The following is a 14092-nucleotide window of genomic DNA, read 5'->3' on the forward strand; positions in this document are numbered from 1 at the left end:
CCCGCGGAGCGGGTACCACATCGCTGCGCGATGTGCAAGCGAACGCCCGTGCTGCGCACGGGCGTTGCGCTCCCGCTCCGCGGGAGCGCCTGCGGGACGCTGCGCGTCCCGCTCGCCCGGCTTGCGCAGTAAGCCGGGTGACGCTCCGTCCGCTGCGCTCCCGGAGCCGGCGGGGGCTGTGCCCCCGTGAAGGGGCCTCCGCTGCGCTCCAGCCCCCCGCGGCGCTGCGCGCCACCAAGGGGCCAGCCCCGCTGCGCGGGACTGGCCAACGGGCCTGCGGCCCGGGCGCCGGTGAAAGGCGGAGTGTTGCGGGCTGGTCTCTACTCGGGCTGGGTCACCGTCAAAGCCCAGCGGATGCTCTCATCCGAAGCATCAACGCCCACCGTGAAAGAGCCCGGCTGTACGACACCTGCATTCATGGTCACCGAGCCCACACCCGCACTGCCGGCAGGGCAGTCCACCGTGAACTCGGCCACCCGCACCTGCTGTGACTCCATCGTCACCACCACACTGCCTCCGCCTTCACAGGCCACGGTGAGCACGGTCGACAGCCCCTCCCATGCCCCACCGGACGCGACCCCGCCATCCCCTGTCCACTCCTCCACCCACACCAGACCTTCAGGCCCGGGGTGAGGAAGAAGGCCACCAGCTGCCGCGGCTGGCGCGGCCCCTGCCCCCACTGCCCCAAAAGCTGCCAGCATCGCCACTGCCACGGTCTTGCCCTTGCTCATCACGCCTGCCCCTCCTGACGATCTGTCATGACACGGACAGTGTGACGTGCGGGAAAGCCACCCCGCATGAGTACTCAAACTCATGCGTCGCAAGCCGGAGTGTGCACCAAGGTCAGCTCGGGGCGTGATCCAGGACTGGTGAGGCCCATCCGCTGCGCTCCTGGGCCGGGCTGGCTGCAGGGGGCGGGGGTTGCTCGTTCGTGAGGGCTTCAGTGTAGTGAGTGCATCAAGTTGATGCACCATGTACCGTTGGCGAGAACACGGGACACCACCACCCACCCGATGCGAGCCTGGATGCTCGCTCTGCGGAAAAGGGAAAACGCATGTGGAATGCTCAGGACGTGGCGCGGGATCAGATCCGGCGTCAGGCGAATGACCTGGACGTCGCCGCCGTTGCGGAAAAGGTCGCGGAGGCCGCTGTCGTGAGCGGGGAACCGCAGAGCAGTTGAGGGGGAACGGTTCCTTCTACGAGTTCGAGATGGACCGGGAGCGGATGGCTGCCATCTGACTGGCCAAACACGGCTGAGTGGCGGCGCGTCAGGGACTTGATGACTACAGCCGGTTGGAACGTGTACGAGCCGAAACAGGACACTCAGGGCTCAGTGTGGGATCGCGAGCGTGAGGAACGGCGTGCTGGTGCTCATGCGGCACAGGCCGCCTTCGGGACACAGCGGCAAGTCGGCGGCGCGGATGAGGAAGCGGGTGAACTGCGAGCGGAGGTCTGGCTGCCCCCGCGGCCGGTTGCCGGATCCGGATGATGGCCGACCGGGCAGGGCTGCGCCCCTCTCAGGTCCTGGCCCAGCTTGCCGAGCGGATCGTCGTGGGCGAGGACGGCACGGTGTCCGTCCTCGCCCTTCACGCCGCCCAGTGATTTCCGAAGCAAATTGAAAAGAAAGCAGAAGAGGAGTGCGGGAATGCTGGGTATTCAGCTTCGGGAACACCAGGTAGACCAGAAAGCGAGTTTCCGTAAGTGGGTGGGATTCCCTGCAAGATCAGCTGTACCGTCGGAGGGGGCGCGGGGCACGATCGTGTCCGCGACCGGGTCCGGCAAAACGATCACGGCCGCCGCGAGCGCGTTGGAGTGCTTCCCCGGCGGCCGGATCCTCGTGACCGTGCCGACCCTGGACCTGCTCGTGCAGACCGCCCAGGCGTGGCGCCTGGTCGGTCACCGGGCCCCGATGGTCGCAGTGTGCTCGCTGGAGAACGACCCGGTCCTGAACGAGCTCGGGGTGCACACCACCACCAACCCCATCCAGCTCGCACTGTGGGCCAGGTCAGGGCCGGTGGTCATGTTCGCCACGTACGCCTCCCTCGTAGACCGCGAGGACATCGACGCACCCGAGGGCCAGCGGAAGGTCCGCGGGCCGCTGGAGGCCGCCTTGGCGGGCGGAGACCGGCTCTACGGCCAGCGCATGGACGGCTTCGACCTCGCGATCGTTGATGAGGCCCACGGAACCGCCGGTGATCTTGGTCGGCCGTGGGCCGCGATCCACGACAACCAGCGGATCCCGGCGGACTTCCGGCTCTACCTGACCGCGACCCCGCGCATCCTCGCCGCGGCCCGCCCGCAGAAGGGCACCGGCGGCCAGGAAGCGGAGATCGCGACCATGGCCGACGACCCGAAGGGCACCTACGGCGCGTGGCTCGCAGAGCTCGGACTCTCGGAAGCGATCGAGCGGGAGATCCTCGCCGGGTTCGAGATCGACGTCCTGGAGATCCGCGACCCCTCCCCCGTTCTCGGGGAGTCGGAGGAGGCGCGGCGCGGCCGGCGCCTGGCGCTCCTGCAGACCGCCCTCCTGGAGCACGCCGCCGCGTACAACCTCCGTACGGTCATGACGTTCCACCAGAAAGTAGAGGAGGCCGCCGCGTTCGCGGAGAAGCTGCCGAAGACCGCTGCCGAGCTGTACGTCAACGACGCGTCCGACGACGACCTGGCCGCCGCGGACAAGCTGCCGAAGTCCTCCATCGACGCGGAGTTCTACGAGCTGGAGGCCGGCCGCCACGTTCCGCCGGGCCGGGTGTGGTCGGCGTGGCTGTGCGGCGACCACCTCGTCACCGAACGCCGCGAGGTCCTGCGCCAGTTCGCCAACGGGATCGACGCCACGGGCCGACGCGTCCACCGGGCGTTCCTGGCAAGTTGTCGTGTACTCGGAGAGGGCGTGGACATCACCGGCGAGCGAGGCGTGGAAGCCATCTGCTTCGCCGACACCCGCGGCTCCCAAGTCGAGATCGTGCAGAACATCGGCCGCGCGCTCCGCCTCAACAAGGACGGCAGCACGAAGATCGCGCGGATCATCGTGCCGGTGTTCCTGGAGCCTGGCGAGGACCCCACCGACATGGTCGCCAGCGCCAGCTTCAAGCCGCTCGTGGCCGTGCTCCAGGGTCTGCGCAGCCACGATGAGCGCCTGGTCGAGCAGCTCGCCTCCCGCGCGCTCACCAGCGGCAAGCGCAAGGTCCACGTCCAGCGTAACGAGGACGGGCGAATCGTCGGGGCCGGCGGCGAGAGCGACGGCGAGGACCAGGAGCCCGGCGGCACCGCCGGCGCTGCCGAGTCGGCCCTGCTCCACTTCTCCAGCCCGCGCGACGCCGCCACGATCGCGGCGTTCCTGCGCACCCGGGTCTACCGGCCCGAGTCCCTGGTCTGGCTGGAGGGCTACCAGGCCCTCATCCGCTGGCGGAAGGAGAACGAGATCACCGGCGTCTACGCCGTCCCGTACGACACGGAGATCGAAGTCGGCGTCACGAAAGCGTTCCCGCTGGGCAGGTGGGTGCACCAGCAGAGGAAGGCACTGCGGGCCGGGGAGCTGGAGGAACGGCGCAAGACGCTGCTCGACTTGCCGGAGGCCGGGATGCTCTGGGAGCCGGGCGAGGAAGCATGGGAGGCCAAGCTCGCCGCGCTCCGCTCCTACCGGCAGGCCACCGGCCACCTCGCGCCGCGCCAGGACGCGGTGTGGGGCGAGAGCGAGGCGATGGTGCCGGTCGGGCAGCACATGGCCAACCTCCGCCGGAAGGGCGCGAAGAACGGCCTGGGCAAGGACCCTGAGCGGGCGGCGGAGCGCGCGGCGCAGCTGACGGAGATCGACCCGGACTGGGACTGCCCGTGGCCGCTGGACTGGCAGCGGCACTACCGCGTCCTGGCGGACCTGGTCGACGCCGACGGCCAGCTGCCCGACATCGCGCCGGGCGTCGTCTTCGAGGGTGACGACATCGGACGGTGGCTCCAGCAGCAACGTCGCAGTTGGACGGAACTCTCCGAAGAGCAACAGCAGCGGCTGGCAGCACTGGGCGTGAAACCCGCCGAGCGGCCCGCCCCGGTCACAGCGGCCAAGGGCGCCGGGAAGGCATCAGCCTTCCAGCACGGCTTGACAGCCCTTACCCAGTACATCCAGCGGGAAGGTAGAACCGTCGTTGGAAGGGCGCACATTGAGGTGCTGCCGGACGGTTCGGCGATCAAGCTGGGTGTGTTTCTGAGTAACCAGAAGGCCAGGCGTGACCGGCTGAATACGAAACAGCGGGCCGCCCTGGCCGAGCTGGGCTATGCCTGGGCTGCGCAGCCCCGCCGTGGGTGACGCGGGCGAAGACGTCCGAACAGCAGCGGCCAGGGGCCTGGGCCTCTGGCGGCGGCCGGGCCGGTCGGCCCGGTCTACCGGCGCAACGTGACCTGGCTATCCGGGTACCGGCACCCGCGGCATCACGGTGGGCAGCATGGCCACCACGCTGCAGGAGGCCTTCGCCACGCCAGCCTAGAAGGCCAGAACACTGCACGTGCTATGCGAGGCGCAGGGCTTCCCGCTCGCCGTGGCATGACGGTCAGAGGCGCCGTGAGTCTGGTCCTGGCGGTAATCCGTCCACGTTCCGGCCGCCTGTTCTCCTGCCGTCTTCCTCGCCCGGCGTACGGGTACGGACGCGTTGCGTCTCCTGCTCCCGGAAGGCGCGCCGTACAGCCTCCAACACGGTGTCCTCTTCGAAGCCCAGGGCCGCTGCCCAGGCGACGAAGTCTCTGGTCCCCGCCGTGAGTTCGGGTGGCTCGCGGCGGTGGGCACCCGGTGGCGGGGGAGCCACCCGCGTCCCCGCGCCGCGCCGGGTCCGGATCAGGGAGGCCGCCTCCAGTTCGCGGTAGGCGCGGGCCACGGTGCCAGCCGCGAGGCCGAGGTCCGCGGCCAGTTGCCGTACCGTCGGCAGCCGTTCGCCCTCGGCCAGCCGGCCGCTGTCGATCAGGTCGGCGAGCTGAGCGCGGATCTGTTCGTAGGGCGGGACAGGGCTGGTCGTGTCGATCCGGACTGCGGCGCCGCTCACCGGTGCGCCGCTCGGTCCGTCCGGCGCTGCCATGCCGCCCGGGGCGAGCAGACGGTGAAGAGCATCCACGGCACGGTCAGCAGGGAGACCAGCGCCAGCGGCAGCAGAATTGCGATTGCGGCGGTGCCGGCCGTGCCGTCGCACGTCATGCTCGTCAGGGCGCCCGAGGCCGTCGAGGCCGTGCCCAGCAGCGAGGTGGAGACGACGATGCCCCAGGCGGCCACGATCGCCAGTGAGCGGTCACGGCGTGACCGTTCGTCGCCGGGCCGGGTGGCGATCCGCCGCAGCGACCAGCCGCACGCGATCGTGGCGACGGCGAGCGAGGCCAGCATGGGCACGCCGTAGTAGAACCCGGGCCAGGGGCTGTGGCTCTCGGTCATGTCCCGGCAGGTGAGAGTGAGTTCGCGGCCGGCTCGCCCGAGGTCGTCCGGCGTGGCCACCGCGCCGGCGATCGCCAGCAGGGCCACCAGTCGATCTTGTCGAGTTCTTCACGGTTACTCCATCTCTTCCTTCAGTTTTTGGGAAAGTCTCGCACTGAAGCAGAGCACTGCTTTACGTTTCCATAACGGGCGAAGCTGGCGAACGGTCCGCCCGGCGTTCGTCGACTCGCCATTCCGTCACGCAAACTCGCAAAGTTTTGACTTTTCTATGGGTTTCCTTTGACCCATGTTGGTGACTAGTGGCGTCGGCCTCGCTACGTATTGTCATGATCACCTCGTTGTGTTGATTACGAACGAGGGAGAGTTGATCGTGCGTCATAGACCGGTGATCCTTGATGGATCACGTTCCAGACGTGCACAGAGGTCACGTCGGTTGCGGCAGATAGCCGTCGGCGTGGTGTTGACGATGGCAGCCGAGACGGCACTGGTTGCGCAGGACAGTGGGTTGGTGTTCGCGTCAGAGCTGGCCGTCACCACGTCGTCCGCACCGACCGATTCGACGAAGGCGGAGGGTCCTGCGGAGGCGCAGGACGAGGCGTCTGCGATGCTGATGGCCCGTCTGCAGGACCGGAAGATCGAGGTGCTGTCGGCGCGGACGGCGGACTCGGCGACGTATGCGCTGCCCAGTGGGGGGTTTCAGACGGAGGCGTTCGCGGGTCCGGTGCGGGTGCAGCGGGACGGGGTGTGGAAGGACATTGACACCTCGCTGTCCGACACCGGAGACGCCTTGGAGCCGCAGGCGGCCGCTGCGGATATCACGGTCTCCAACGGCGGTGACACCCGTCTGGTGTCGGTGGCCAAGGGCAGGGAGTCGTTCGGGCTGGGCTGGAAGGACAAACTCCCCACCCCGTCGGTGAAGGACGACACCGCCTCCTACAGCCTCGGCGGTGGCCAGACCCTGTCGGTGACCGCGCTACCGCAGGGCTTCTCGGAGAACATCAAGCTCACCCAGCGGCCCGACAACGACACCCTGTCCTACCGGATTCCGCTGAACCTGGACGGACTGAAGCTGTCCCAGACCGGCTCGGGGCACCTGCTGCTGAAGAACAGCGGTGGCGCCCTGGTGGCCGAAGCGCCGGCGCCGATGATGTGGGATGCGTCCAAGGACGAGGTGTCGGGTGAGTCGGCGCACCAGCAGCGGGTGGACACGAAAATCGAGACCGCCGCTGACGGTTCGCAAACGCTAGTCCTGACCCCGGATCAGGACTTCCTGACGACGGCGACGTATCCGGTGACGGTGGATCCGACCACGACGCTCGCGGTGACCACCGACACCTGGGTACAGAACCCGGACTACCCGGACTCGCAAGTCTCCTCGCCGGAGCTGAAGTCAGGCACGTACGACGGCGGCGGTCATACAGCCCGGTCGTACCTGAAATTCAACACCTCCGCCTTCAACGGCAAGCACATCACCAGCGCCAAGATGTCGCTGTACTCGCACTACTCCTCCAGTTGCACCAGTACGGCCACCACCCAGGCCAAGCGAGTCACCTCCGCCCTGGACACCCACACCGTGACCTGGGGTGTACAGCCGTCGACCACCACGGCCAACATGGCCGAGAACACCGGGCACTGGGGCTACAACACCTCCTGCCCGGCCGCCTGGTCGAACTGGACACTGACCGGCATGGTCCAGGACTGGGCCAACGGCGCAGCGAACAACGGCATCCAGCTGAGAAGCTCGGACGAGAAGGACCTCACCAACTGGCGGCGGTTCTGGTCGGCGAACTACACCACCGCCGGCTACGCGCCGAAGCTCGTGGTGACCTACAACTCCTACCCCACCACCGCGTCGGCGGCGATCTCGCCGAGCTTTGCCAACCCATACAACGGCACGCTGTACGTGACGTCGCTGACGCCGACGCTGTCGGCGAAGGTGACGGACGCCGATGGGGACAGCGTGAAGGCGCAGTTCGAGGTCGTCGCCGACCCAGCTAAACCGGACACCACCTACACCCACACCGGCACCTCCGCCTCGGTGGCGTCCGGCGCGACGGCCAAGCTGGCCATCCCCTCCGCGTCCGCATTCCCCGCGGGCAGCCACCTGCGCTTCCGCGTGCGGGGCTATGACGGCACCGACTACGGGCCCTGGTCCGCGTACACGAGGTTCGCGCTGAACACCGCCCCGCCCGCCGCGCCCGGCATCTCCTGTGACCCGTACACGGCCAAGACGTGGACGACGAAGTCCGACAGCGGCGCGGTGTGCACCTTCACCACCACCTCCAGCGACGGGATGGGCTACTACTGGGGCCTGGATGACCCGTCGATACCCAAGCGGGTGTACGACACGGTCAGCGGCACCGGCGGCAAGCCACTCACGGCGGCGATCAAGCCCGGCGATGGCTGGCACACCCTGTACGCCAAGACCGTCGACTCCGGCGGCAACCTATCCACCGCCACGACCGCGTACACCTTCGGTGTCGGCGCCGACGGCGCCGCGATCCTCACCCCGGGCGACGGCGACCGCCCTGCCCGGCGGGTCGCACTGGCCGCCACCGGAAAGACCACCTACACCGGCGTGACGTATCAGTACCGGCGCGGAGAGACCGACACCTGGCAGAACGTCCGGCTGGCCGACGTCAGGAAGAACTCCGACGGCTCCGCCGTGACCTCCTGGCCGCTGGCTGCACCCAACGGTGCTCCGCCGGCGCTGGTGTGGAACATCACCAACAGCTTCGCTGAAGACGGCCCGATCGACGTGCGGGCGGCATTCACCGACGGCACCACCACCGGCTACTCCCAGCCGGTCACGGTCACTGTCGACCGCGAAGCCGGCGACGCGCCCACGCAAGAGGTGGGCCCAGGCGAGGTGAACATGCTCACCGGCGACCTCACCCTGACCGAGGCCGACGCTTCCGCGCTCGGGCTGAGCGTTACGCGGTCCACGTCGTCCCGTCGCGCCACCTCCGACGTGACGATGGAAGGGCAGGCGCCGATCTTCGGCCCCGACTGGATCTCCGGCATCACTGCCGATGTGAATGGCTCGGACTGGAGCAGCATCCGAAAGACCTCGGCCACGTCCGTGGAACTGCTCGACTCCAGCGGAGCCGGCGTTGGCTTCACGGCCACCAGCACGGGCGGCTGGAAGCCGGAGCCGGGATCGGAGTCTCTCACCCTGACCGGCTCGCTGACCGGGTCCTTCACAGTGAAGGACGTCAGCGGTGTCACCACGACGCTCGCGAAGGTTGATCCTGCCGCAACCACCTGGCAGGCCGCCACCTCGTATGGGCCGACGTCCAACTCCACTGTCACGGTCGTCTCGGAGAAGGTGCTCTCCGGCAGCCAGACCTTGGCCCGACCGAAGTCGGTGATCGCTTCGACTTCCGCGGTGCCCTCCGACGCGTGCGTCGCCACGCCGTCGACCAAGGGCTGCCGGGCCCTGGAATTCGTCTACGCCACCTCCACCACCGCCACCAGTTCGGCGTTCGGTAACTACAGCGACCAGGTGAAGGAGATCCGCCTGTGGTCCACTGAGCCCGGCGCGTCGGCTGCGACGTCGAAGGCTGTGCAGACCTACGCGTACGACGATTCGGGTCGCCTGCGCCAGGCGTGGAACCCGCAGCTCACTCCGTCACTGAAGACCAACTACGACTACGACACCGCCGGCCGGGTCACCAAGCTCACTTCGCCCGGCGAGCTGGCATGGACCTTCACTTATGGCAAGGCCGGCAATGCCGCCACCGCGGGGGAGGGCATGCTGCTCAAGGCATATCGCCCCGGGCTGCGGCAGGGCACGGCGGACATCATCGAGGGCACCGTGGCCACCAACATGGTCTACGACGTGCCCCTCACCGGAACCGCCGCCCCGTACAACATGGGTACGGCGGAGGTGGAGACGTGGGGCCAGAACGACGTCCCCACCGACGCGACCGCCGTCTTCCCCGCCGACGCTGTGCCGGCCTCGCACGACGGCCGCACTCTGACCGCCACCGACTACCAGCGTGCCCAGATCAGCTACGTCGACGCCTCTGGGCGTGAGGTCAACACCGCATCGCCCGGCGGACACATCACCACCACCGAGTACGACCGCATTGGCAACACGGTGCGGGAGCTGACCGCAGGCAACCATGCCTTGGCCCTGGCCACAGGCGGCGAAGGCCTGGACAAGCTCACACGCCTGGGCATCAGCAATGCCTCGACGGCGGAACGCGCCCAGTCGCTGTCCAGCACCTACCTCTATAGCAGCGATGGCCAGCGGGAACTGGAAGTATTGGGCCCGCTGCACCTGGTGACTCTGACGACCGCGCTCAAGGTCGGTACCGGGGGCACCGACGTGCCGGCTGGCGACGAAGTGGCGGCACGGGAGCACACGGTCACCGCCTACGACGAGGGCCGGCCCACCAACGGCACCGCGAAGGTCAGCGATATGCCGACCACAGTCACCGTGGGGGCCCACGTGGCCGGCTATCCGTCCGACGCGGACGCAGAAGCCACGAAGACCACCTACGACTGGGCCAAGGGACTCCAACTCAGCACGGTCGAGGATGCGGGCGGGCTGAACGTCACCAAGACGACGTCCTATGACGCTCAAGGACGGGTGATCAAGACGACCCTGCCCAAGTCGACCGGCACCGATGCCGGCGCCACGGTGACCACGTACTGGTCGCCGAGCGGTACCGGCACATGTAACGGGCGTCCAGAATGGGCGGACCTGGTCTGCTCCACCGGGCCAGCAGGTGCAATCACCGGCGGTGGTACCAATCCGACCCAACTGCCCACCACGACGTTCGAGTACGACTGGTGGGGGCAGCCGGCCACGGTGAGGGAGACCGCCAACGGCGTCACCCGCACCACCACCATGTCCACCGACACCGCGGGACGGGTGACCAAGGTAGCCGTGACGGGCGGGGTGGGCACCGCGGTGCCCGACTCCATCACCACCTACGACGCGAATACCGGTCGTGTGGCCACGATGTCGGCGAACGCGCAGACCATCACCACGGCGTTCGACAAACTGGGCCGCCAGATCTCCTACAACGACGGCTCAGGCAACACCACTACCACCGAGTACGACCTGCTCGACCGCCTGGTCAAGGTCACCGACTCGGCACCATCCACCACCACCTACGCCTACGACACCACCAAGGACCCGCGGGGCCTCCCCACGTCCATGACCGACTCGGTCGCCGGAGCCTTCACTGCCACCTACGGTGCCGACGGCCAGCTCTCCTCCGAGACCCTGCCCGGCGGCTACACCCTCACCGCCGGCCTCAACGAAACAGGTGACGAAACCTCAGCGATCTACACCCGCAACACCGACAACGCCGTCGTCCTGGCCGACACCGTGGACTACTCCGTGCACGGCAGGATCGTCCACCACGCCGGAACCGCCGGCGACACCACAGAACAGCAGTACACCTACGACAAGCTCGGTCGGCTCACCCGCACCGATGACACCGCGGCAGACGATACCTGCACCCGCCGGGCGTACATCTTCGACAACAACACCAACCGCACAGCCCTAGCCACCAGCACGAGCGCCCCAGGCTCGGCGTGCACCGACACCGGCACCACAACCGCCACCAACACCTACGACAGCGCCGACCGGCTCATCGCTACCGGCATCACCTACGACGCCTTCGGCCGCACCACCACCCAGAGCAGTGGCGCCACGATCGGCTACTACGCCAACGACCTGGTCCACCGACAGACCAATGGCTCCCAACGTCAGACCTGGGACCTCGACGCAGCAGGACGCCTTGCTTCCTGGACCACGGAGACGCAAGGCACCGGCGGCACCTGGAGCCAGACAGGCCGGAAGACCAGCCACTACGCCTCGGACAGCGACAGCCCGTCCTGGATTGTCGAGGACTCCAACGGCACCATCGCCCGCAACGTCCAAGGCTTGACGGGCAACATGGAGGCCGTCACCTCGGCATCCGGTCACGCCGTCCTCCAACTGACCAACATCCACGGTGACGTCGGTGTGCAGCTTCCGCTCGACACCACCAAGAGCCCAACGGTCCTGCGCCAGGACGAGTACGGCAATCCCGTATCAGGCAGCACCACCACCCGCTACGGATGGCTCGGTGAAAAGCAACGCTCCAGCGAAACCCTCACCGGGGCAATACTCATGGGCGTTCGGCTCTACGACCCAGCCCTGGGGCGGTTCCTCTCGGTTGACCCCGTCTACGGAGGAAATGCAAACTCCTACGACTACTCAGCCGCCGATCCCGTCAACAAAGTTGACCTCGACGGAAAGTGGCACACCTGGAGGACCTACTACTACTTCTTCGGGAGAATCATCATCCACAAATGGGAATTCTGGTCCTGGCGCTTCTCGACCCAGACATATGGGTACCACGCCGGAACCTCAGTGCGGATGAAGTTCACCCGCAGCTGGACGAGAAAAATCAAAGATTACTCGCACTACGTGTACGGCGCGATCGCCGCATGGTCCTGGAGGGCCCCGGCAGTGGCGGCGACCATTCTCACGATCGGAATCTGGATCCAGGCGACCGCCACAAGCGCCTATAATCGAGGGCTGTGCCTGGGGATTTTCGGAACGGCCAAGGTAGTGAACTATGTGCCCATGTGGTATGCCTATCCGTACAGGACGAGGTGCTAATATGCTCCAGCTGCACTTCGCGACCTCCGCGGCCACGGACGGCTCTTCATCCCGTAGATCAACCCGGGCTGATCAGGCAAGAGCTTTGACCTGACGGGGGCCGGCTGTTCGGTCACCACAACGGCCACGTGGGCCTGCTGAAACGCAGAAGTAGTCAGGAACAGCGGCCTCGATCTTCCCCTCCCTCAGGCGGGGACGGGCAGATTGAGGCCTCCAGGGCGGAACCGGGAGCGCCCAAACCTGCCCTCGCAAGAGGCATCGCCGCCCATACCCGGCCCCGGCCAACGCGTCGCTCGCAATGCGCCGTTCGGCCGGGCGATGAAGACCTGGACAATCCCGCATGATGCGAGAAATAACGGGAGTAACCTCCGATGAACAAAATGCCTGTCCTGGTACGCAGCTCGATCATATTCTTCCTTCTCGGGTTGATTCCCATTGGTGTCTATATAGCCTTGTGGATTGAAGACGGCATTCGTAGCCCGGCGTTCCTGGAATCCTCATCCTTCCTTCTGGGATTTGCCTGGGTTTTGCTGATGCGGTACCTCGTGAAAAGGCGGCATTTGTTTGACCGCGACGGAAGTACCGGCCGTAGACCAGACTCATCGTCGACATCCACCTGACCCAACATTTCAGTAGGGGCGGGGACTGGCACGGTGGCCTGTGAAGGCTCCGTTTCCAGCCCCCGCCCGTCAAACCGGGCATGCGCTTCTCGCGCACCCGGCTTACCGACATCGTTCCCCGGCTGGCATGCGCTGCCACCCTGCGTACGTTCCCGGACAGGCGGAACACCCCGAGCGGGTCTGACACGAAAATGACGTGTAGTTCGCAGGTCAGGCTGAGATCGGTTCGAAGCGGATCGTGAGGCCGAGGCTGCGGCCCCGGCACGGCTTCTGGTCGTCCTCCGGCTCCGGCGGCGCGGCGGCCTCAAGGCGGGCGGCTTCGGCGGCGGCTTCCTCGCGGGCGACATCGTCGGCGTGGCAGGTGCCGCACACGGACACGTCCCCGGCACTCCAGGCCGTCCGGTGTGCGGTGGTCTCCTCCCAGCGCTGGTCGGTGAACTTCTGCCCACACCGCTTACACACGGGGCGCTGCGCCTCCCGCTCAGCTACGCGGCGCCGCTTGTCCTCCGCTTCGGCGCGGGCCTCCTGCTCACGGAAGAAGGCATCGCCGTCGGGGTTGTCGAGCGCGGCCGTCAGTGTCTGCTCGCTCTCCCGCCCCAGCCGCCGCCACACCGCCGCGTCCGCGCCGTGCCCCTGGAGCTGCTCCAGGGTGGTGACGACGACGGGCACTGCCTGGCTGTAGTCCTTCGCCGTGATCGCCTCGCGGTAGAAGCTCCCGTACCGGCGCGGAGACCAGTAGCGGCGGCCAGCCTCCTCCAGCACCGCGACCGTGTTGGCGACCTTCGCCTCGGTGGTGTCCGCGAACACGAACGCGAGTGGCACCAGGCCCTCCCGGCCGGGCGGCGGGTAGACCCGCCGCCACAGCCGCTTCTCGTGGTCGACGTGCTCGATCGCGTCCGGCCGGGAACGGGCCAGGTCTACGGTGTGCTTGTCCGCGTCCCGTGGCAGCAGCCGGCCCCACTCCCAGTACCGGCGCAGCTTGGTCACCAGGTCGTGCGCGTCCTCGGCACGGCGGTCGATGTACGGGTCGACGGCGGCGAGGACCAGGCGCCGGAGTTCGGCAGGTCGAAGCCGTAGCGGCGGGCGAAGGCAGGCCACCTCGGATCGCCGCGCTTGCCCTCGGTCGCGGGCAGCTCGTAGGCGCGCACCTGCTCGTAGGTCAGCAGCACCCGCTCGGTGTGGCTCCAACAGCCCGTGCGCGCCACCCAGTCCCGCTCGATGTCCTCGCCAGAGCAGTCGAAGTCGCCGCAGTTTCTCCGGGGCACCGCGAGCGTGCGGTTCGAGTCCACGCAGCTCAGAAGCCGTCGACGCGACCGTAGCCGATGCAACACCTGTGGTGCACGGTGTCGCTGAGCGATTCACCCACCTGTATTCCACGGCCCCATTCCATGGATACGCCACACGCCCACCTCGCCGCGGACGGCATCCTCCAGCGCC

At 67.6% G+C, this 14092-nt stretch carries 6 protein-coding genes and 1 pseudogene; 2 read left to right on the top strand and 5 right to left on the bottom strand.

What is annotated here, in order from left to right:
• Positions 1-320 precede the first annotated feature (320 nt).
• Positions 321-731, bottom strand: coding sequence for a hypothetical protein (locus CG719_RS34010; RefSeq protein ID WP_234375898.1), 411 nt, complete (start codon positions 729-731; stop codon positions 321-323).
• Positions 732-1645: 914 nt separating this feature from the next.
• Between CG719_RS34010 and CG719_RS34020 the strand changes: the two genes are divergently transcribed.
• Complete coding sequence (locus tag CG719_RS34020) at positions 1646-4300, top strand: DEAD/DEAH box helicase (RefSeq protein WP_100572569.1); 2655 nt, start codon at positions 1646-1648, stop codon at positions 4298-4300.
• A gap of 355 nt (positions 4301-4655) precedes the next feature.
• Here CG719_RS34020 and CG719_RS34025 read toward each other — a convergent pair.
• Positions 4656-5027 (bottom strand): annotated as a pseudogene (locus CG719_RS34025) (GntR family transcriptional regulator); the annotation flags it as partial.
• Positions 5024-5494: a hypothetical protein gene (locus CG719_RS34030; protein ID WP_100572570.1), complete on the bottom strand. Its 471-nt coding sequence runs from the start codon at positions 5492-5494 to the stop codon at positions 5024-5026. The pseudogene CG719_RS34025 and the gene CG719_RS34030, both read right to left, overlap by 4 nt.
• 379 nt (positions 5495-5873) lie before the next feature.
• Between CG719_RS34030 and CG719_RS34035 the strand changes: the two genes are divergently transcribed.
• Complete coding sequence (locus CG719_RS34035) at positions 5874-12035, top strand: DNRLRE domain-containing protein (RefSeq protein ID WP_234375899.1); 6162 nt, start codon at positions 5874-5876, stop codon at positions 12033-12035.
• Positions 12036-12865: 830 nt separating this feature from the next.
• Here the strand turns inward: CG719_RS34035 and CG719_RS36960 are convergent.
• Together CG719_RS36960 and CG719_RS36030 are read right to left on the bottom strand one after the other, a co-directional pair.
• On the bottom strand, positions 12866-13642 hold the full coding sequence (locus CG719_RS36960; protein WP_234375900.1) for a hypothetical protein: 777 nt from the start codon (positions 13640-13642) through the stop codon (positions 12866-12868).
• On the bottom strand, positions 13639-13944 hold the full coding sequence (locus CG719_RS36030) for a hypothetical protein (protein ID WP_199836892.1): 306 nt from the start codon (positions 13942-13944) through the stop codon (positions 13639-13641). The genes CG719_RS36960 and CG719_RS36030 overlap by 4 nt, the downstream gene beginning before the upstream one ends.
• Between the last annotated feature and the right edge of the window lie 148 nt (positions 13945-14092).

Origin of the sequence: Streptomyces sp. CB01373, from assembly GCF_002803075.1 — a bacterium.
Classification (GTDB): Bacteria; Actinomycetota; Actinomycetes; order Streptomycetales; family Streptomycetaceae; genus Streptomyces.